The sequence below is a fragment of the Aeromonas australiensis genome, from assembly GCF_000819725.1.
Classification (GTDB): domain Bacteria; phylum Pseudomonadota; class Gammaproteobacteria; order Enterobacterales; family Aeromonadaceae; genus Aeromonas; species Aeromonas australiensis.
Map to the genome: position 1 here is coordinate 39,952 of NZ_CDDH01000072.1, position 20,637 is coordinate 60,588.

At 58.1% G+C, this 20,637-nt stretch carries 20 protein-coding genes and 1 pseudogene; 12 read left to right on the plus strand and 9 right to left on the minus strand.

Features of this window, described 5'->3' with window-relative positions; all coding sequences use genetic code 11:
• The first annotated feature begins 188 nt into the window (after positions 1-188).
• Positions 189-392 (plus strand): hypothetical protein, encoded by a 204-nt coding sequence (locus BN1117_RS19505; protein WP_156129983.1) that lies wholly within the window; start codon positions 189-191, stop codon positions 390-392.
• A 120-nt stretch (positions 393-512) separates the two neighbouring features.
• Positions 513-1,169 carry a HEPN domain-containing protein gene (locus tag BN1117_RS12695; RefSeq protein ID WP_040097894.1) on the plus strand — a complete coding sequence of 219 codons (657 nt, stop codon included), beginning with the start codon at positions 513-515 and terminating at the stop codon, positions 1,167-1,169.
• A gap of 39 nt (positions 1,170-1,208) precedes the next feature.
• Here the strand turns inward: BN1117_RS12695 and BN1117_RS19875 are convergent, their stop codons facing one another.
• Complete coding sequence (locus BN1117_RS19875) at positions 1,209-1,847, minus strand: ADP-ribosylglycohydrolase (protein ID WP_244463546.1); 639 nt, start codon at positions 1,845-1,847, stop codon at positions 1,209-1,211.
• 6 nt (positions 1,848-1,853) lie between these two features.
• Complete coding sequence (locus BN1117_RS12705; RefSeq protein WP_040097896.1) at positions 1,854-2,144, minus strand: hypothetical protein; 291 nt, start codon at positions 2,142-2,144, stop codon at positions 1,854-1,856.
• 100 nt (positions 2,145-2,244) lie between these two features.
• Between BN1117_RS12705 and BN1117_RS12710 the strand changes: the two genes are divergently transcribed.
• The gene (locus BN1117_RS12710; protein WP_040097897.1) at positions 2,245-3,165 is read left to right on the plus strand and encodes a BrxR family helix-turn-helix transcriptional regulator; all 921 of its coding nucleotides are present in this window, start codon (positions 2,245-2,247) and stop codon (positions 3,163-3,165) included.
• A gap of 72 nt (positions 3,166-3,237) precedes the next feature.
• Here the strand turns inward: BN1117_RS12710 and BN1117_RS19880 are convergent, their stop codons facing one another.
• The 3 genes from BN1117_RS19880 to BN1117_RS12725 form a co-directional block, all read right to left on the minus strand.
• Entirely contained in the window at positions 3,238-3,369 is a 132-nt protein-coding gene (locus BN1117_RS19880) for a hypothetical protein (protein ID WP_244463547.1), read from the minus strand.
• 514 nt (positions 3,370-3,883) lie between these two features.
• Positions 3,884-4,849, minus strand: coding sequence for a reverse transcriptase family protein (locus tag BN1117_RS19100; protein WP_082032601.1), 966 nt, complete (start codon positions 4,847-4,849; stop codon positions 3,884-3,886).
• Positions 4,850-5,874: 1,025 nt separating this feature from the next.
• Positions 5,875-6,321 (minus strand): phage virion morphogenesis protein, encoded by a 447-nt coding sequence (locus BN1117_RS12725; RefSeq protein WP_040097901.1) that lies wholly within the window; start codon positions 6,319-6,321, stop codon positions 5,875-5,877.
• Positions 6,322-6,583: 262 nt separating this feature from the next.
• Between BN1117_RS12725 and sbcB the strand changes: the two genes are divergently transcribed.
• Positions 6,584-8,011 carry an exodeoxyribonuclease I gene (gene sbcB, locus BN1117_RS12730; RefSeq protein ID WP_040097927.1) on the plus strand — a complete coding sequence of 476 codons (1,428 nt, stop codon included), beginning with the start codon at positions 6,584-6,586 and terminating at the stop codon, positions 8,009-8,011.
• A gap of 155 nt (positions 8,012-8,166) precedes the next feature.
• Positions 8,167-8,667, plus strand: coding sequence for a hypothetical protein (locus BN1117_RS12735; RefSeq protein ID WP_040097929.1), 501 nt, complete (start codon positions 8,167-8,169; stop codon positions 8,665-8,667).
• A 90-nt stretch (positions 8,668-8,757) separates the two neighbouring features.
• Here the strand turns inward: BN1117_RS12735 and BN1117_RS12740 are convergent, their stop codons facing one another.
• Positions 8,758-10,467: a glycoside hydrolase family 36 protein gene (locus tag BN1117_RS12740; RefSeq protein ID WP_040097903.1), complete on the minus strand. Its 1,710-nt coding sequence runs from the start codon at positions 10,465-10,467 to the stop codon at positions 8,758-8,760.
• Positions 10,468-10,643: 176 nt separating this feature from the next.
• Here BN1117_RS12740 and BN1117_RS12745 point away from each other — a divergent pair, with 176 nt between their 5' ends.
• The 3 genes from BN1117_RS12745 to cdd all read left to right on the plus strand — a co-directional run bounded on the left by BN1117_RS12745 (position 10,644) and on the right by cdd (position 12,753).
• The gene (locus BN1117_RS12745) at positions 10,644-11,000 is read left to right on the plus strand and encodes a CidA/LrgA family protein (RefSeq protein WP_040097905.1); all 357 of its coding nucleotides are present in this window, start codon (positions 10,644-10,646) and stop codon (positions 10,998-11,000) included.
• Entirely contained in the window at positions 10,997-11,683 is a 687-nt protein-coding gene (locus BN1117_RS12750; RefSeq protein WP_040097906.1) for an LrgB family protein, read from the plus strand. The genes BN1117_RS12745 and BN1117_RS12750 overlap by 4 nt, the downstream gene beginning before the upstream one ends.
• Positions 11,684-11,868: 185 nt before the next feature.
• On the plus strand, positions 11,869-12,753 hold the full coding sequence (cdd, locus tag BN1117_RS12755; protein WP_040097908.1) for a cytidine deaminase: 885 nt from the start codon (positions 11,869-11,871) through the stop codon (positions 12,751-12,753).
• A 131-nt stretch (positions 12,754-12,884) separates the two neighbouring features.
• Here cdd and BN1117_RS12760 read toward each other — a convergent pair whose 3' ends face one another.
• Positions 12,885-14,270 carry a tryptophanase gene (locus BN1117_RS12760; RefSeq protein ID WP_040097909.1) on the minus strand — a complete coding sequence of 462 codons (1,386 nt, stop codon included), beginning with the start codon at positions 14,268-14,270 and terminating at the stop codon, positions 12,885-12,887.
• 474 nt (positions 14,271-14,744) lie between these two features.
• On the opposite strand from BN1117_RS12760, the gene BN1117_RS19105 reads away from it, so the two are divergent.
• The 4 genes from BN1117_RS19105 to asd all read left to right on the plus strand — a co-directional run bounded on the left by BN1117_RS19105 (position 14,745) and on the right by asd (position 19,368).
• Positions 14,745-14,909 carry a DUF2256 domain-containing protein gene (locus BN1117_RS19105; RefSeq protein WP_082032602.1) on the plus strand — a complete coding sequence of 55 codons (165 nt, stop codon included), beginning with the start codon at positions 14,745-14,747 and terminating at the stop codon, positions 14,907-14,909.
• On the plus strand, positions 14,909-16,429 hold the full coding sequence (locus BN1117_RS12765; RefSeq protein WP_040097911.1) for a cryptochrome/photolyase family protein: 1,521 nt from the start codon (positions 14,909-14,911) through the stop codon (positions 16,427-16,429). The genes BN1117_RS19105 and BN1117_RS12765 overlap by 1 nt, the downstream gene beginning before the upstream one ends.
• Before the next feature lie 157 nt (positions 16,430-16,586).
• Positions 16,587-17,894, plus strand: a complete 1,308-nt coding sequence (locus tag BN1117_RS12770) for a D-amino acid dehydrogenase (protein WP_280136004.1) — start codon at positions 16,587-16,589, stop codon at positions 17,892-17,894.
• Between the two features lie 361 nt (positions 17,895-18,255).
• Positions 18,256-19,368: an aspartate-semialdehyde dehydrogenase gene (gene asd, locus BN1117_RS12775; protein WP_005345266.1), complete on the plus strand. Its 1,113-nt coding sequence runs from the start codon at positions 18,256-18,258 to the stop codon at positions 19,366-19,368.
• Positions 19,369-19,471: 103 nt separating this feature from the next.
• Here the strand turns inward: asd and fdhD are convergent, their stop codons facing one another.
• Both fdhD and BN1117_RS19110 read right to left on the minus strand, forming a co-directional pair.
• Positions 19,472-19,960, minus strand: a complete 489-nt coding sequence (gene fdhD / locus BN1117_RS12780; RefSeq protein WP_280136002.1) for a formate dehydrogenase accessory sulfurtransferase FdhD — start codon at positions 19,958-19,960, stop codon at positions 19,472-19,474.
• Between the two features lie 54 nt (positions 19,961-20,014).
• Positions 20,015-20,362, minus strand: a pseudogene (locus tag BN1117_RS19110) (ISAs1 family transposase); the annotation flags it as partial.
• Positions 20,363-20,637 lie beyond the last annotated feature (275 nt).

A 20,637-nucleotide genomic window follows, 5' to 3' on the forward strand; every position in this document is an offset into this window, starting at 1 on the left:
CATATCCCCTCTGATGTGAACTCGGCTGACTATACCGGGCCAGCCGCACAGCTTCGATACTGGGGTTTTGCACATGTCGTGTTTTCAGGCGGATACAACTTTGACTCTAAAGAGTGTGAACAAGGAGCTCACTGCAATAATTTGAGCCGTGTTACTCTAGGCCAAATGGAACTTGCCTGAGGGATATCATGCCGATACAACCACCCCCTTCTACTTATCGCTGTCCAACCTGTGGCTGGCACAAGACGGTTGTTCCCAAGAGCGATGTTATGGTACGTGGCCATACCTGGTTTGAGACCTGTCCCGAGTGCCACCATGCCCCACTGGAACAATCATCGGCCACCATGGTGGAGCTGGCCATTGCAACCCTGAAGGGTGTCATCCGCAAGTAGCCGCTGCTATCACCACATTGCTATTCCAGCCAGTTGGCCACCCACCAGATGATCAAGCCACAAGAGAGCGGGCATGGTTGCCGAAACTGGCTATTCATCTGATTGAGAAGGAGATCGTCGTTGAATTTTGAACAGTTGAAAACCCGTCACCGGACACTGCGTGAACACGCCCCCAGCAACCTCAACCTGCGAGTGCATCGAGCCTTAAGCTGGCTGCAACGCGCTGAAATGGCCGAAGATGAAGATGGCCGCTTTATCTTTCTCTGGATTGCGTTCAATGCGGCTTATGCCACTGAAATCGATGACGATCGTCGCCTCTCGGAACAGGAGACCTTCAAAGGCTTTCTGGAGAAACTGTGCGACCTGGATGAGCACAAAAAGATCGAACATCTGGTCTGGCAGGAGTTCTCTGGCAGTATCCGCATCCTGCTGGACACCCCGTTTGTACTACAAGGCTTCTGGGATTATCACAGCGGCAAAATAAGCGAATCCCAGTGGAAGGAGCGGCTGACACAAGGCAAGAAGATGGCAAACCAGGCACTCGCCAGCGGCAACACCCCGCAGTTGCTGGGCGTGGTGTTTAACCGCCTCTATACCTTGCGCAACCAGTTAATCCATGGTGGTGCGACCTGGAACAGCTCGGTCAATCGCAAACAACTGAAGGATTGTGCCAACCTGCTCGGCAAACTGGTGCCGGTGATCATCGAACTGATGATGGCCCATCCCGATACCCTGTGGGGAGATGCCTGTTATCCGGTGGTAGAAATGGCGGGTTAACTGCGAGCAAGATGGCGGTGTCATGACAGCCCTGCCTCTTCACGCCGCCCGTTCTGGCAGATAGAAAGCCCCGGCCAGCAGACCATAAACAAGCCGTACTCGCTCATCCCGACCCAGCAGCACACCGAGTAGCACTTCGCCGCTTGCTAAATCGTCACCATGCCAGAAGCACCAGAGGGCCGCTTCCACCACATCCAGCCAGCTGGCATGGCCCAGCTGATTGCGTGCCTTGCGCCGCCAGCTGCCACGCACCACAGCACCGGTATTCGGGGATCTGGCCGCCAGCGCCCGCTGCTCCATCACACTTGGGGTGAGTCCATCCAGCTTGGCCTGACGGCTGCCACGCCCCCCTCGCAGCAATTTGTCGAGTAGCAGCGCCAACAGGCGCAACGCATCCTGATCTTCAAAGCAAGCAGCCTCCCCCAGTAAATCGGCTGCACCGGTCATCAGTTGTTCACGCCCCAGATAGATAGGCTGTGGCGTGCAATCCAGCCGATGTTGCTCGACATGGATAGCCAATGCCGTCACCACCGCCAGCACTGAAGTCTCACCCTCTTGGTGACACGGACCTTTGGCAAGCAGAGCGGTCAGCTCCCCAGCTCGCTCGGCTGACAGCAGGCAATAGATCCCCCTGATCAGGGGCGTGGCCGCCTGATCCAATAACAGAGTTGAATTCATAGCGCCTCAGTGACGATCCCGTTTGAAGTGAGTGGTTTTATGACCAACGGTGACAATCTCGCCGTCTTGCAGAACCAGATAGTGACGGCGCAGACGCTGGCAACATTCCGCTGGCAATCCGCCTCCGGCTTGCAGCATGGCCACACCTTTACGGTCGAGATAAACCAGTTCGCGCCCCTGGTGATAAGCCGAGCGCCCGATGCTCAGCAGCAGATCCACCAGCTCGGGTGCAATACCGCGCTGCTGCATCCGGCACGCGGCATGATGGCTGTATGCACTGTCCAGCTTCCCGTTCATAACCTGCTCCTTTGGCGCTCGTTTCGATGGACTCATTATATGTAGCCTGTATACTCATGCCGATACTGGTTACATAAACATGTCGCATTTTGGAGCACGTATGGCACCCAAAGAGCTCACCTGGGATCAAACCCTGCGTTTTCGTCTGCTGGAGATCGTCTTGCAGTGGGAGGGACGGCTGACCACCAACCACCTGATGACCGCTTTCAATATCGGCCGTCAACAGGCGTCACGGGATATCAACCACTACCTGACCCACTACTCGCCGCAAGGGCTGGTCTATGACAGAAGCCTGAAGGGATACAAACCCACAGCGCAGTTTGTGCCGCGCTTTAGTGAAGGAAAAGTCGATGAGTACCTGATGCTGCTACACCGTGAAAAGCAGCACCAGCGCCAACATGAAGCGGGCCTGTTGACCCTGCCGCTGATGGATCTGCGCTACGGCCACATCGAGATCCTGGATGTGCCAAACCGCCATATCGACCCGAACATCGTGCGCGGTTTGGTGCAGGCGGCGCGTGGCCAACTGCGGGTCGATGTCGATTACGTATCACTGAGCTCAGAGGAGCAGAGTGGCCGCAATATCGTGCCCCATACGCTGGTCTATGACGGGATCCGCTGGCACGTACGCGCCTACTGCGAGAAGAAGGGGGAATATCTGGATTTTGTGATGAGCCGTTTTCGCGGCGAACCGGATCTGCTGGATGCCTCCCCTCACGGCCGGGATCAGGATCGGGAGTGGAACACCCAGGTGACCGCCGTGGTTATCCCTAACCCGAGCCTCAGTGAAGGACAACAGGCCATCATTGCCAACGACTACGCCATGCCCGATGGCAAGCTGTTGCTGAGCCAGCGCATCCCCTTGATGCACTATGCACTGGAGCGGATGCAGGTGAGTTATAACGGCGAACACCAACAACATCCCCTGCTCTACCCGCTGGTGCTGGCCAACCGGGAGGAGCTTATCCAGCAAGGCTGTACCTTCAAGCTCAAGAGTGCGGATTTGCAGGTGATGCGGTAGCAAAAAGTATGGCCCGATCAAGTGGTGGAGATAAAGCAGCTATTCACCTGACAGTTGCCCACCACAGCAGCGCTAGCTGACCATGCTGATCAGCAATAGGGTCTGGCGGTTGTAATCGTTGAGGAACCCTTGCCCAAAGGCGTTGGCACGGGCAATCAGGGCTGCAGCGATCTGCCCGTCCAGTTGCCAGTGAGCACTCGCCACATCGAACGGGCGACCATCACGAGCCTTGAACGGGCCGACCGGCAGCAGTTGGTATCAGCCATCGCCTTGAGGGGTGAGCTGCGCATCGAGCACCGCCAGCCGCTCCCCGCTGACGGGGTTGGCTTGGAGGATGGCCACGAAAGGCACTGAGTATGGGGTCTTGGATATGTTCATGCCGCCATAGTGCGGCGGCATAAAGGGGGATGGGGTTTATGGTGGGTTAATGCTTAGCAGTTTGACTAGGCTTACTGAGCTCAGCAGCTGTTGCTGGGCCATCATCACGCATAGGAGGACAATATGGCGAAAGGTGGTAGTAACAGCGGTGGTGGGAAAAGTAGTGCTGCAAAAGGTAACGGTAGCAGCGGGCGTGGTCCCTCTAGCCATCCTGGCCCCGGTGGTAACTGGCCAAGCACAACAGGAAACGTCTCTGGTGGAGGCCGGGGTAACGCACCGGCCAAGAGCTAGCCTCCCCCTAACAATGAACTAAAAGCCCTTTAAGCTAAAGGGCTTCATTTTACATGGTATTTTGATTCAAAGCAGGAACTGCTGACGATTTACGAATTTGAACCACAGATGCACCTAACCTACGGTATCTTAAATTTACTTGCCCTGCAGAAAAGAGATGGCCTTGAAGGCGTTGGAAAAAATGAATCAACTCTTTGTCTGTAGCCGCATGCTTTTTAAGCATGCTATTTACATTCTTGTAAAGATAGTTAATTTCCCTTACATGTCGATTCATAACCTTTAGTTTTCCATCAGATATAATAACACCAGTAACTCTTTTATCAGTCTCTGCGTTATATCGTCTAATTTTATGACACTTGTATCCTCTATTCTTTTTTATATAACCGACAATGTAGTCACAAAATCCTGATGGAATCTCATCACCTGAAAATGTAAGGTCGTCTACATAACAAGTGAATTTAATACCTTTACTGTGAGAATATATATTTATATTATCAAATACTGGTCTGTTCACTGCAAATGAAAGAGACTGACTAATAGTGCTGCCTGTTGGTAAATGCCCTTTTACACAACAAAGCGAGGCTATTAGCGACGCCACCTCTGGTGCGCATTGAAACACTTTTCTGAAACACCTAAAAACTTGCTCTTCGCTTATTGATTGATAATATTTTGCAATATCAATCTTTAGTAGTTTTTTATTACCAGCATGAACTGCGGCATTTTTCACATTAGAACGTTTTTTTACGCCAGAGTAAAGATAGTCAGGCGGCGTAATATTCGATAAAAGTTTATTTATCCGACTATGAATACGACTTAACTGAGACAATGGGACTTCAATGTCCCGTCCCTTATCTGTAGAGCCAAAATAGTAGTTTTTCTCCCCCTTTTCTTTTAGCTTGATAAGAACAGATGCATCACTAACAAGCAATATCTTCGCTAGCCTTGCAGGAGAGTTTATCTTAAAAAGAGGGCTCTGGTTCAACGGATATGACTTGTTATTTACTCTACTCATCATTTCCTCGTAGTTTCAAAACACATGATAAGTAAAAAGAATAAAATCGTGATAGTCTCTGGCAAAAAAAACCTAGTCTGCCATCGCTTGCATCTAAAATTGCATTAAGAAGAGATGAACTAACTCGCATCTGAGCTGCATAATATGGAGTCAACTTTGGAGAAATGCTGCATGAACCATCCTCAATCTCTTGTAGATGGCTAACAAGCAAACCTGTCTCCATTGAGACCTTATCATAAGGTAAACCGCAAATCAGACGAATTTGTTTCAATATATGATATGAACTCATAGGTTGTGCGCCCCACAGGTGACCCCGATAACACTAGGTGTTACAAGATAGGAAGGATAATCCCTACTTTGGAAAGTAGTATCGCGATGGCGCATTTCGCCCCCCACAGTATGAGTTGGCCAACAAGCCAGGTTACTAAGCTTACCACCTTTGGATGGCCTAAGAGACCACCCAACATCCTAATCAGTCGCCCCTTAAGAGCATTCAAGTGTTTCTGCAATTGTTTCAAATTGGACTCCTTAGCAATACGCACCCCGAAATTGAGATGCTCACAGTGTATTAACTAAGTCCACACTTACGAGATATAAGGGGTTTTACCTGTGGAACTAACCTGCCCCGCTCACAGCGGGGCGATCCGGGCGCCGTGGCGACAGTTCGCGTGGGCGCCTCACCGGATCAGTCAGAGCACATTGCACTCCACAGAGCTTTCGCTCCTATCTTTAGCTTTCGCTAACCCGTGATGTTCTCGTTCAAACCACAACGTGGCCGTGAATGCCCGCGCACTATAACTACAGTTCCAATCGAAAAATAGACCTTTCACTAATCCTCACCAAAATTATTGATAAACATCACATTTTAAATTTGAGTTTGGTCATTAATCATCCAGAACAATCTCATCAAGATGGGCAACACTCACTAGATATGGTGTTTAAAACTGTTTAAATCTCTCCATAAAGAACTCCAGACCTCCCTTCTGCGCCATCCCTTTAGCCTAGGGTCATCATCGTACTATAAGGCTTCACAATCGCTCGGGGCTGAGATACCCCTCCAGCGTCTCCAACACGCTCTGTTTATCCCCTTCTGACAGCCCCAAAGCGCGGTGCTCTGGCAGGTTGATCTCGGGACGGCCGAACTGGTGGGCGGCGCCATCCCCCAACAGGGTACCGAAGTAGAGGGTCTGGGGCTCGGCCTGATAGTCGAGGGTATCGCGCAGATCATCGTTCAGGCGCAGCACCTCATCAGCATGGTGGGGCTTGCGGGCACGGTACTTATCCGAGAGCGGGGCCCAGGGCTCCCCTTCCGGGCTCTCTTGGGCATCCCAGCGATCCCGGTGCGACAGCCGCAGCCCTTCCCCTATATCTGCCAGCGGTTCGCTCAGGTCACCGGTTTTCTGATAGAGCTTGGCCAGCAGCTCAAAGGCATCATCCACCCCGTGGTGGCTGATGGCGATAAAGCTACCGGCCATCAGAACTCATCCTCAAAGGTGGTCATATAGTGCAGCGCTTCTTCATCTGCATTAGCCATCGCGGCACCCAACGCTGCTTGATAAAGTCACTCATTCCAGACCACAACCACCTCCACTGCGCACTTTCGCCCAATAAACCACCACCTGCGCGGCTCGCCCTTCGTTCTGCCTGCGCTATGGTTTACCATGCAGGCAATTGTGGTGCCTGGCACCGCCCACCCTGGCGCTGGCCGCCATCATCGGATACCTCATCGCAAGCAACATGAGCAAAACAGCACAACCGGGCAATGAGCCAACATTCTATTTCCACGACTACGAGACCTTCGGCATCAGCCCCGCCAAGGACAGGCCGTCGCAGTTTGCCGGTATTCGTACCGATGCGGATTTCAACCTCATTGGCGAGCCGCTGGTGATTTATTGCAAGCCGCCGGCTGATTATCTGCCGGATCCGGAGGCGTGCCTCATTACCGGCATCACGCCACAAAAGGCGATGAAGGATGGGCTGTGCGAGGCGGATTTCATTGCCCAGATCCACGAACAGTTCGCCACCCCGAATACTTGCGTGCTTGGCTACAACAGCATTCGTTTCGATGATGAGGTGACCCGCTACACCCTCTATCGCAACTTCTATGACCCCTATGGCTACGCGTGGCAAAACGGCAACTCCCGCTGGGACATTCTCGATATGCTGCGGGCCTGCTATGCCCTGCGCCCGGAGGGGATAGAGTGGGCCTTTGACGATGAGGGCAAGCCGAGTTTCAAACTTGAAAAACTGACGGTCACCAACGGCGTGACTCACGCCAATGCCCACGATGCCCTCTCGGACGTGCTGGCCACCATCGAGATGGCCAAGCGGGTGAAAAAGGCCCAACCCAAGCTGTTTGGTTATCTGTTTGATCTGCGTAACAAAAACAAGGTGAAGGCGCTGATCGACGTGGTGACCATGAAACCGCTGGTGCACGTTTCCGGCATGTTCTCTCCCTGGCAGGGGTGCGTGAGCTGGGTCTCGCCGCTCGCCTGGCACCCCACCAATCAGAATGCGGTGATCATGGTGGATCTCACCCGCGACCCCACCCCGCTTATCGAACTCACCAGCGAGGAGATCCGCGAGCGTCTCTACACCAAAAAAGAGGAGCTGGGGGATCTGGCCGGCATTCCGGTCAAACTGGTGCATATCAACAAATGCCCGGTGCTGGCGCCGGCCGCCACCCTGACGGCGGAGCGGGCCGATGAGCTGGGTGTCGACCGGGAGCAGTGTCGCAAGAGCCTGGATCTGCTGCGCGCCCACCCGGAGGTGCGGGAAAAACTGGTGGAAGTGTTCAATCAGGAGTTTGCTGGCAGCAGTGACAGCGACCCCGATACCCAGCTCTACGCCGGATTCTTTGGCCACGGCGACAAGTCCACCATGGATCTGGTGCGCGCAACCCCGGCGGACCTGCTGGGTGAGCGGGAATTTGCCTTTAGTGACCCGCGCCTGCCAGAGATGCTGTTTCGCTACCGCGCCCGCAACTGGCCCCACACCTTGAGCGAAGCGGAGCAGAAGCGCTGGCGCCTGCACTGCAGCGACTACTTCAGCCGCCGTCTGCCCGATTATGTCCCTCGTCTTGAGGCGCTGGCCGAGCAGAACCAGAGTAACGAACGGAACTTTGCGATTCTTAAGAGTCTCTATCACTATCTGGAAGCGTTATAAGTTGTGAGTAGTTTCACAATAAATCCTTCCCGCCCATCCCCTTCTTCAGGTCATAATGACGAAGGGGATTTCCCCAAAAACCAATATCTTGCAACATCCTGAGCGGATGTCTCCCAAGCAAGCGATCTCTTTGGCCGAACGGAAGCCATTTGCTGATGCCTCGTTACCACGTACAACTCGGATTACTGGCCCTGCTGCCACTGGTAGCCAACGCGGCATACCGCTTCGATGTACCGGATTACCTTGCTCGCCTGCCTGAGCAGACCTATCGCATCGTCGAGCAGAACTTCAATACCCTTTATCAGCAGACTGACTTCACCCCACAGGTCACCAACAGCTACTTTAACGGCTCCCATCTCTACAAGTTTGTCGGGGTGCCGCTGGCCATCAGCGCCCAGTCCGGCTTCCAGCTGGAGCTATTTGGTCAGGCCTATAACCACGCTTCGCAAGCCTATATGCACCTGAGCGAGGATATGTCCCTCTATCGGGTGATGCGGGTCGATCTGATGGGGAATCCCAACGATCAGCTGGCCATCGGTGTGGGTCTGGGGGTGCCCATTACCTCGCTATTGACCCTCAAGGCAATCGCTTCCAGTAACGATATTCCGGGCTATGGTTCGGCCCAATACGCCGTCGGTTTTGAGTGGCGTTACTGACGGCGTTACTGAAAATCGTGGCTGATAACCGCTGGTTGAAACAATTCAGGCTCCGTAATGGAGCCTGAATTGTATGTGGTGAGGCTGTGATCAGGGGTAGCGGATCACCCGCCCCTCACCCCCTTGCAGGGTCACGGCCGTAGTGACCTCCCTCTCATCCCAGAAATCACGTCCCCCTTGCGGCAACAGAAACTCCTGTGGTTGCGCCTCCCAGTTGAACAGGCAGAGCAGAGTGCCGCCCTCAGGCAGGGTCACTTCACCACAGGCAAAGTCCATCGCCTCGAAACGGGCAGAAGGGGCTCGGGCCGCACAGAGCTCAAGCAGCTTGCGCAGTTGCCCAGCCTGCGCCTCATCGAGATCTTGCAGCCTGTCCCCTGCCAGCATCATACCGCCGCTCGCCACCAGGGCGGCCAGATGGAAGCGGTAATCAGCTTTGCTTGCCTGCTGACTCGGCAGATCCCGCAAACAGATGCAGTCGGGGTCGAGGGCCCAGAGCTTGTCGTTCTGCCAGGCTCGGCAGAAGGCCTCGCGGGCGATCTGGCGATAGCGGTGGCCGTTGCGCTCCACATCATCACTCACCCGCATGCCGTGCACCAGACCAAGGCTTGGCCAGATAGGTGCGTTGCAACCGAGCAGGAAGGCACCCTCGCCTGCACCACGCAAAATGGCCGCCATGCCGCGCCGATAGGCCTCGACCCGGGTGGCAGCCGGATCGTGGAAACGCCCACTGTGGATAGCGCCCCAGAAATTGGCATCGAGCTTGAAGTAGTGGATGCCCCACTGCTCGCGCAGGGTACGGAACACCTGCTCAAGGTGCGCCTGCACCTCGGGGTGGGTGCCGTCCAGCACATACCAGGGGGTACAGCGCCAACCGCCATAGGTGACCCGCTCGGAAGGGAGCGGCAGACCGTCATCCCCCTTCACAAACCAGTCGGGGTGCTCCTGAAACACTTGCGAACCGGGTTCAGCAATAAAGGGGGCGACCCAGAGAGCGGGCTCGCAGCCAGCCCCTTTGATCTCTGCGGCCAGCGAGGCCACCCCTTGCTCGAACTTGGCCGACGGAGTGAACCAGTCGCCCATCTTGGCCTGATAGCCGTCGTCGATCTGCACATAGCGCAGCGCCGGGAAGCGCTCGGCACGCACCTGCAGATTTTCGCGAATATCGGCAGCGCTCACCTCGGCGTAGTAGTGATACCAGGAGCACCAGCCGCTCGGGCGATCACTCACCTGGCCGATCAGCGAGCCGTGCTCAGCCTCGATCAGCCGTGCCAGCTCGGCCAGCAGATCTTCGCGCTCCGCCCCTTCAAGACAGATCAGCGCCTCGCTCTGCCAGTGCTCACCGGCCGCAAGTTTTCGCCCTTCGCAGTTCATCAGGATCTGCAGGCGACCATCGGGATAGAGGCGAAACTCCCCGCCAAAACGGTGACAGCTGGCAAAAGCGAGCAGCAGCCACCCCTTGTTGTGCTCCACCAGCAGCAGGTTGTGAATGGTGTGGTAGCCGTTGTCATCTGTGATGTGATAGACGCTGGCATCGGGGCAACGGCCGACATGTTGCGGTGATTGCCAACTGCCCATGGTCTGGGCCAGCATCTGGAATCCTTCGCCATAGATGGCGCTCTCCAGCGGCAGGCCAAGCTTGCCGTCAAACAGTACCCAGCGCTCAACCGGGGTGGCATCAGACCCGGTGTTGTCGAGCCGCACCCGGCACAGGGGGCCTTCCCACTGGCGGGTTTGCAGCAGATGGGATGGCAACGCATTATCGCTCGCCAGTTGGCGAACGCGGGACAAGAGGGATGTCATCACTACTCCTTGTAGTTCGAAAAGGGTGCTATCAGACGATCTTCTATAGCTTGTTCAACAGCTCATTGTCATACCAGTCGGCTTCAAATGAACTGATTTCAGTTGTTATTGTTTTAATGCCGCAATCCGGCCTCTCTGATAAACTGTGATTTTTGTTCCCAGTCGATGAGGCTCACGTGATCGCGCAACGCGCCTTGCTTTACCTTCGTGACTTTTTGGTCATCGTCGCCTGCCTGCTGGCAGGCAAAACCGTGGCAGCCATCCTGCCCTTCACCTTTCCCGGCAGCATCATCGGTATGCTGCTGCTGTTTGTGTTGCTCTCTTTGCAGCTGATCAAGCTGCACTGGGTCGAGCTGGGCGCAGGCTTGCTGCTGCGCCACATGGGCGTCTTGTTCGTGCCGGTCGCGGTCGGGCTGGTGGCCTGGCTTGAGCCCCTGCGCCAATCCTTCGGTGTGATAATGCTCTGTATCGTGCTCGGGATCGTGCTGATCCTCGCCACCGTCGGTCGGCTCTACCAGAGGATGAACAAATGATATTCTGGCTCGCCATCCCCCTGACCCTGGCGCTCTATTTCGCCACCCGCGCCCTCTATCGCCGCCTGCCCTGGCCCATTATCAACCCGGTGCTGGTGCCGACCGCAGTGATCATCGGCCTGCTGCTCTGGTTCGACCTGCCCCTTGAGCAGTACGAGCGTGGCAGCAGCCCCATTACCATGCTGCTGGAGCCCGCCGTGGTGGCGCTCGCGCTGCCGCTCTATCAGCAGGCGCGCCAGATCCAGGCCAAGCTCAAGCCCATCCTAATCTGTACCCTCGCCTCCGTCTTGATCTCGGTGTGCACAACCTTGCTGATCGGTCACTTTATGGGCACAGATCCGGCGCTGCTCGCCTCATTGGCGACCAAATCCATCACCACCCCGCTCGCCATGAGCGTCAGCCAGTCCATTGGCGGCATTCCCGCCATTGCCGCTGCTGTGGTGGTGGTAGTAGGAATTGTCGGCGCCCTGATCGGCTACCCGCTGCTCAGATTGCTGAAAGTGACCGATCCGGAAGCGCAAGGGCTCGCCATGGGCGCCTGTGCCCACGCCATCGGCACTGCGACTTCCGCCGAGAAGGGGATCACCCAGGGGGCTTTTTCCTCGCTCGCCATGGTGGTGTGCGGCATCCTCACCGCCGCCGTCGCCCCGCTGCTGTTTGCCATCTATCACTGGCTGATCTGATCACCAATGCACCACCCGGAGTGGCCTGCAGGTCGCTCCGGGTGCGACCTGCCGCACAATTTGCACAAGACAAACGTTTCCATTACCATCCTTCTCCGTTTGCCCGTCAGGGCGTGAGCCTGCTCACACATTTACCCGAGCTTGCTCCCTACAATGGCCCCCCAATTGGCCTTTGAGGACACACTATGCATCCCCGTTTTGCCAAGCCATTCGATAGCCTCTCTGCCCCGCTCAAAGCAGCCGTGCAGCCCATGCTGGATAGTGCCGACTTCAACGCCCGCTTCACGCCGGAGCAAGTCGCCACCCTGAAAGCCGCCACCGGTCTCGATGATCGCGCCCTGCGCCTCGCCCTGCTGCCGCTGGCAGCCGCCTGCTCGGTGGCCCCCATCTCCAAGTTTTATGTCGGTGCCATCGCCTGTGGCCTGAGCGGCAGCTGGTACTTCGGCGCCAATATGGAGTTTGCGGGGCAAGGGTTGTTCCACTCGGTTCACGCCGAGCAGTCCGCCATCTCCAACGCCTGGCTGGGTGGCGAGACCGGGATCAGCGAAATCACCGTCAACTACACCCCCTGCGGCCACTGCCGTCAGTTTATGAACGAGTTGAGCACCGCCAAGATCCTCAAAGTCTCCCTGCCAGATGACTTGAGCACCCTGCAATCCTTCCTGCCTCACTCATTTGGCCCGGCGGATCTCGAGATCACAGATGCGCTGATGAGCCCGCAGGATCACGCCGAGCTCACGCTTCAAAGCGAAGACCCACTGTGGCAGGCCGCGCTCGCCGCCGCCCGTCAAAGCTACGCCCCCTACAGTCAGGGCTATGCCGCGGTGGCGCTGCAGTTTGCCGATGGCCGCATCTTCTCTGGCCGCTACGCCGAGAACGCCGCCTTCAACCCCAGCCTGCCGCCGATGCAGATGGCCTGCGCCCATGCGGTGCTTAATGGCGAAGATCTCGCCACCATCCGCCGCGCCGTGCTGCTGGAGAATAAAAACGGCCAGATCAGCCAGCGTGATTCCGCCCAGTCCACCCTCAAGGCGCTGGGCTCGGTCGAGCTGGAGTATCAGGCGGTCTGACCCGGTTTGCTTCGATAAACGAAAGCCCCCGCACCTTGGTGCGGGGGCTTTTTTACTTGGCCATTAACCGGGAATCGCCGGTGATCCTCAGGGTTTGGCGCTGTTGATCACCCCGTCTGACCGGTTGCTGATCAAACCGGTTTCAGCCGCGCCGTGAAGTGGCGCAGCAGCGGCGGCTCGTAGGCAAAGGTGAGCCCGCGAATGTCGCTGGCCCGCGCTTTCACCGCGATCAGGCAGTCGGCCACATAGTCCATGTGATCCCGGGTGTAGACCCGGCGCGGAATGGTGAGACGCAACAGCTCAAAGTCCGCCGCCTCCTGCTTGCCGGTGGCGGGATCACGCCCCAGCAACAGGGAGCCAATCTCCACCCCGCGCACGCCCCCTTCCAGATAGAGCTCGCAGGCGAGCGCATGGGCGGGGAACTGCTCGGCCGGAATATGGGGCAGCAGCTTCTTGGCATCGACAAAGACCGCATGGCCGCCGGTGGGGGTCTGGATCGGAATACCCGCCTCGGCCAGCCGCTCGCCCAGATAAGCCACCTGACTGATGCGGTAGGTGAGATACTCCTCATCCATCCCCTCCCGCAGGCCGATGGCGAGCGCCGCCATGTCCCGTCCGGCAAGGCCACCGTAGGTGACAAATCCCTCCATCGCCACACAGCGCACCTGCACGGCGCGGAACAGGTCGAGATCCTCTTTAAAGCAGCAGAGCCCACCGATATTGACCAGCCCGTCTTTCTTGGCCGACATGGTGAAGATGTCCCCCAGCGCAAACATCTGGCGCACTATCTCCTTGATGCTGCACTTGGCATAAGCCGGATCCCGCTCCTTGATAAACCAGGCGTTCTCGGCGAAACGGGCGGCGTCGATCACCACCGGAATCTGGTGACGACGGGCCAGCTCGGAGACCGCCTCCATATTGGCCATGGAGACCGGCTGGCCGCCGGCGCTGTTGCAGGTGACCGTGATGATGATGCCGGCCACGTTGTCGGCCCCCAGGGTCTCGATGGTGTCGCTCAGGCGAGGGAGATCAAAATCACCCTTCCAGGCATAAGGGGCCGTGGTGTCGAGGGCTTTCGGGGTGAGCAGGTTGATGGCCCGCGCGCCAGCCAACTCCACATGGGCCTTGGTGGTGTCGAAGTGGTAGTTTGAGATAAACACCGGCGCCTTGCCCTTGCAGCGCTTGACCAGCTCGGGGAAGAGGATCTGCTCGGCCCCGCGCCCCTGGTGGGTGGGCATCACATGCTGGTAACCAAAAATCTCGCGCACCGTGCGCTCCAGCTCGACGAAGTTGCGGCTGCCCGCATAGGCCTCATCTCCCATCATGATGCCGGCCCACTGACGGTCGGACATGGCACCGGTACCGCTGTCGGTCAGCAGGTCGATATAGACATCTTCGGCCAGCAGCAGGAAGGGGTTCCAGCCAGCGGCCTCGAGGGCGGCGCGACGCTCGGCGCCAGTGGTCTGTTTGATGGGCTCGACCATCTTGATACGAAACGGCTCGGGTATACGACGCATAAAAGACTCCTCACCGGCGCAAGGCCAGTGTGTTTGAAATTGGAATTGGCAAAGAGGCCGGGGCGCTCAGGGGCGTCCGGCTGACAAATTCAAACGGCGGCTGCCGCCAATCAGCGGTGAGGAAAGTCGAAGGTAAGAATGGGATCCCGGGTATACCAGTGGGCGAGCAGGCAAGCTGCCCGGGGCATGGCTGTCATGATTGGCATCACTCCCCTCCATATCGGTTGTAAACAGTCGGTGGCCAACTATGTCGATGAAACCATGTCCATAGATGGATGCTGCCAGCGGGCAGCCGGGCCACGTTAACGGCAGGTTAATTTGCAAACAAGGGGCGCAGCGGCGGGCTGTGCGCCCGCTCACAAAGCGCGCATCTGCGCGGCAAACCGGCAGTGAGGTTGATCCGCCCGCGCCCCCGGTTCGTTATTCTCCCTACCCACACGCCACATCCCCCATCAGCCAGGGCCGGAAGCTATCATGCATCGCAAACCCCATCTGCCCGAGAAGATCTGCCCCGTCTGCCAACGCCCCTTCAGCTGGCGGCGCAAGTGGGCACGAAGCTGGGAGGAGGTTCGCTACTGTAGCGAGCGCTGTCGCCACGCTCGTCAGCGCAGCTGCCAACATAACTGGGAGCCAGTCTGATGGAGCTGCGCCTGATTCTCGGCGATCAGCTGAACGCCGGTCACTGCTGGTTTCGCACCCCGGATCCGGCAATCTGCTATCTGATGGCGGAGCTGCGCCAGGAGACCGATTACTGCCGCCACCATCGCCAGAAGGTGCTGGCCTTCTTTGCCGCCATGCGCGCCTTCGCAGCGGCCCTCACCCAAGCGGGCCACCGCGTCTGTTACCTGACTCTTGATGAGAGCACCCGCTGGCCCGATTTACCCGGCTTGCTGGAGGCTCAGCTCGAAGCACATCAGGCCGACAGCGTTGCCTGGCAGAGCCCGGACGAGTGGCGCCTCGCCAGCCAGTTGAAAAGCTGGGCAGCGGGCCTTGCCATCCCTGCCACCGAGGTGGAGAGCGAGCATTTTCTCACTCCCCGCGATGGCTGGCAGCGCTACCCCCACAGCCGGATGGAGTTCTTCTACCGCGCCCTGCGCAAGCAATACCAAGTGCTGCTCGATGAGCGCGGCCAACCCCTTGGCGGGCGCTGGAATTTTGATGGCGAGAACCGCGCCAAGCTGCCGGCGAGCCAGCCAATTCCGGCACCCCTCACCTTTGCCAACGAGGTGAGCGAGATTGATGCCATGCTGACCCGCCATGGGGTCAGTACCATCGGCGAGGCGGATGCCAGCAGACTGCCGTGGCCCATCACAAGGCGCCAGAGCCGCGAGCTGCTGGTCCATTTTCTGACCCACTGTCTGCCTCACTTTGGCCGCTATCAGGATGCCCTGAGCGAGCGGGGCTGGAGCCTGTTTCACAGCCGCCTGTCGTTTTCCCTCAACAGCAAGATGCTTCATCCCCTTGAGCTGATCCGGGCCGCCGAAGCCCACTGGCAGGCCAATCAGGCCACCATCACGCTGGCGCAGGTGGAGGGGTTTATTCGCCAGATCCTCGGCTGGCGCGAGTTTGTGCGCGCCCTTTACTGGGAGAAGATGCCCGACTACCAGCAGAGCAATTTTCTCGGGGCCAACCGGCCGCTGCCCGGCTTCTTCTGGAGTGGAGAAACCAGGATGGCCTGCGTGCGCCACGCCATAAAGCAATCTCTTGAGCATGGTTACGCCCACCATATCCAGCGGCTGATGGTGACTGGCAACTTTGCCCTGCTGGCGGGGATCGATCCTGACGAGGTGGATGCCTGGTATCTCGGCATCTATGTGGATGCCATCGAGTGGGTGGAGCTGCCCAACACCCGCGGCATGAGCCAGTTTGCCGATGGCGGCCTGATGGGCAGCAAGCCCTACGCCAGCAGCGGCGCCTATCTCGAGCGGATGGGCCACTACTGCAAGGGGTGTCACTATCAGGTCAAAGCCCGCCACGGCAACGGGAGCTGTCCCTTCAACAGCCTCTACTGGCACTTTCTCTGGCGCAATCGGGACAAGCTCGGCAACAACCCTCGCCTCGCCCTCCCCTATGCCAACTGGGATGGCCAAGCCGCAGCGCAGCAGCAGGCCATTCTGGCGACGGCGGAGCAGTACCTGATCAAGCTGGAGCAGTTGTAAGCGGGCCATGTCCCCAGGCGCATTCACACTGACAACAGCGCAGCGATTTACGCTGGCAATCAGGCTCACCATCGCACCAAACACCAGCCTGTGACCGGCAGGCAGACGGAGATCCCAATCCTGTGCAGAGCGGTTGAATATCCTGTGGCGGCTGATTATGGTGGTGGCCACATCAGGAGATCAGTCAAGGAAAGACGATATGGAGATAGTGGTTCTCGGGGGCGGCGTAATTGGGGTAACCAGCGCCTGGTATCTGGCCAAAGCGGGTCACCAGGTGACCCTGCTGGAGCGGCAAGGGGGCGTTGCCCTTGAAACCAGCCATGCCAACGCCGGGCAGATATCCCCCGGCTATGCGGCCCCCTGGGCGGCCCCCGGCATTCCCCTCAAGGCCGCCAAGTGGATGTTGCAAAAACATGCCCCCTTCACCGTCTGCCCCACCGCCGACCCCTTCCAGCTGCGCTGGATGCTGAAGATGCTGGCCAACTGCACCCCGAGCGCCTATGCCACCAACAAGGGGCGCATGGTGCGCCTGGCCGAATACAGCCGGGACTGTATGAAAGTACTGCGCGATGAGCTGAACATAGATTACGAAGGGCGCCAGCTCGGCACTCTGCAGCTGTTTCGCAGCCAGTCCCAACTCGATGCCAGTCAGCGCGATATCGAGGTGCTGGAGGAGTATGGCGTCCCCTACCAGTCGCTGGATGCCAGCGGCTGCGAAGGGGCAGAGCCTGCGCTGGCAAGGGTGCGCGGCAAAATCGTCGGCGGCTTGCGTCTACCCGGCGACGAGACCGGCGACTGCTTCCGCTTCACCAAAGCCCTTGCTCTTGCAGCCGAGAAGCTCGGGGTCAAGTTTGTCTTCAACTGCGATATCGACGAGATTGAGCAAGCCCGCGGCCGCGCCGTGGCGGTGCGGGCGGGCGAGCAACGCTATCGCGCCGATGCCATCGTCTGTGCGCTCGGCAGCTATGCCACCGGTTTTTTACGGCCGCTGCTGCGCCCGCTCGGGCTGGAGCTGCCGGTCTATCCGGTCAAGGGCTACTCCCTCACCCTGCCGATGATCAACGCCGAGGCCGCACCGCGCAGCACCGTGCTCGACGAGACCTACAAGGTGGCCATCACCCGCTTTGATGAGCGGATCCGGGTCGGCGGCATGGCGGAGCTGTCGGGCTACAACCTCGCCTTGAATCCGAGACGTCACGACACCCTGGCGATGGTGGTGGGGGATCTCTTCCCCCAAGGGGGCGATATCAGCCAGGCCCAGTTCTGGACCGGCCTGCGCCCCATGACGCCGGACGGCACCCCGCTGGTGGGGCCAAGCCCCATTCCCGGTCTCTGGCTCAATACCGGCCACGGCACGTTGGGGTGGACCATGGCGGCGGGCTCGGGCCAGTTGCTGTGCGATCTTATCAGCGGCAGTGCGCCCGCCATCAGTGATGAGGGGCTCACTCTGGCCCGTTACGGCTAAGCGCATAACAGGTCGGGTTGTTTCACTCGCCAACTGCGCCCCCAGACAGCAGCAGAGGATGTTCTCAACCGCTTTATTGACAGGCCACCGCCATAAACGGTGGCCTTTTCGTCTGATGTTGACCTTCTCCCTCCCCGTCTACCTGAGCGGTGCTCTGGCTGCCGGTTAATGCAGCAAACGGCACAGAATATTGCGCAATTCGACTTGCGCAAGCCGCCACAATCCGTAATGTGGATAGACGCATTTTTCGCAGCGCATATTTTTTAAATGGCCTGTAAACCGCTTGTAAACAGGCGTCGCCAGACAAGGGGTTACGGGTGTCACCACGAGTTTCTTTAGCAGCAATCCAGGGTAGGACAATATGAAAAAAGTAGGTTTGGTCGGTTGGCGTGGCATGGTGGGATCGGTTCTGATGAGCCGGATGCAGGAAGAGCAGGATTTCGCCCATATTCAACCCACATTCTTCACCACCTCCCAGGCCGGTGAGGCCGCGCCCAACTTCGGCGTCGATGCCGGTACTCTGCAAGACGCCTTCGATATCGAGGCGCTGGCCAAGCAGGATATCATCATCACCGCCCAGGGCGGCGACTACACCAAGGATGTCTATCCGCGCCTGAAAGCCGCTGGCTGGCAGGGTTACTGGATTGACGCCGCCTCCTCCCTGCGGATGGAGAAAGATGCCGTCATCATTCTGGATCCGGTCAACGGCGACGTCATCGAGCAGGCCCTGAACGATGGCATCAAGACCTTCGTTGGCGGCAACTGCACCGTCAGCCTGATGCTGCTGGCCCTCGGCGGCCTGTTCAAGGCCGATCTGGTGGAGTGGGTCAGCGTGGCCACCTATCAGGCCGCCTCCGGTGGCGGTGCCCGCCATATGCGCGAGCTGGTGACCCAGATGGGGATGCTGCGCGACGAAGTGGCAGTTGAGCTGGCAGACCCTGCCTCCGCCATTCTCGATATCGAGCGCAAGATCACCGAGAAGACCCGCTCCGGCACCCTGCCGGTCGACAACTTCGGCGTGCCGCTGGCCGGTGGCCTTATCCCCTGGATCGACACCAAGCTCGACAACGGCCAGAGCCGCGAAGAGTGGAAGGGTCAGGCCGAGACCAACAAGATTTTGGGTATCGAGAACGCCGTCATTCCGGTGGATGGTCTCTGTGTGCGGATCGGCGCCCTGCGCTGCCACAGCCAGGCGTTCACCATCAAGCTGAAAAAGGATGTGCCGCTGGCGGAGATCGAAGCCCTGCTGGCTGCCCACAACGACTGGGTAAAAGTGATCCCCAACGATCGCGACATCACCGCCCGCGAGCTGACTCCGGCGGCCGTTACCGGCACCCTCAGCATTCCGGTGGGTCGTCTGCGCAAACTCAATATGGGCCCGGAGTATCTGGCCGCCTTTACCGTGGGTGACCAGCTGCTGTGGGGCGCCGCCGAGCCGCTGCGCCGCATGCTGCGCATCCTGCTGGCGCGCTAAACTGCAAGCTAGAGGCAGAAACAACAAGGGCGGGGAGTCACACTCCCCGCCCTTTTTCATTGCCAGTTTTTATGACCCGTTTAGCGGGTTTGCGACCTTGCCATTATTTGAGCAGAATGCGCTGGCACCCGCTGTAGATCTCGGCCCGCCCGGGGCGGCAAAAGCCCACCAGGGTGAGGCCGGTCTGCTCGGCTCGCTCGACTGCCAATTCAGTTGCGGCGGAGATGGCGAGCAAGATCTCCACCCCGGCGCTGGCGCACTTTTGCACCATCTCGAAACTGGCGCGGCTGGTCACCAGAATGGCACCGTCACGGCGGCCAGCGCGGCACAAGTGCCCCACCAGCTTGTCCAGCGCAATATGGCGCCCCACATCTTCGCGAATGGCGAGAATATTGCCCTCACTATCCAGATGCACAGCCGCATGGGTGGCACCGGTGCGCTGACCCAGCAGCTGAAGCGGGCGCAGCGCGCTCAATACCTTGTCGATATCACCCACCGCCAGCCGCTGACTGTCGGGCAGAACAGGCTGGGTGCGGATCACCTGCTCAAAACTATTGGGACACCCACTAACAACTATTGGGACACCCACCATTTTGAGCAAGCCTTCGTGTGGCTGGCGGTGCAGGGCGAGAGCGTGAATATTTTGTTAACTGACAGTCAATTTCTGGATGCCTGCGGCCAAGACTGCTTCCAAATATTCACTGCTCATGCCCGCAATCTTTTGCTTTCGCCGGATGCTTGCTTTCCGTGATGTCTCGGCCCTGAGCATGTTCAGCGCCATATGCCTGATACATGCCAGGTTCTCGGCGGCATCACCACGATAAATGGGGCAGGCATCTTCACCCATGGTGACATCCAGTACCCAGTGAAGGCTGTTTTCTATCGCCCAGTGACCCCGTACTGCTTGGGCAAATGCGTCACGCCCTAGCTTCTTTGAGCTGATGAAGTAACGCATCTCAAGTGAGGCAACTATTGGGACACCCACTATTTTGAGCAAGCCTTGGTATGGCTGGCGGTGGCGGCCGTGATAGCACTATCATTGAGAGCTTCGGTTCAGAGAGGAGGAGAGCTTGCGATTTTGGCTTAAAAAGTGGTTTTTCAGCCAGCTCCTGCCATGGCATCAAAAGCGATGCTGGGGAATCAAAGTGGTGTGCAGCTGCTCAAAGTGAAGGTTGGTGACATCGTCGCTGGCCACAATGCGCCGCGTAACGCTGGCACTGCGCCTTGTCACCCACAACCCTGATACCCCGCCGCCGAAACAGTGTCACT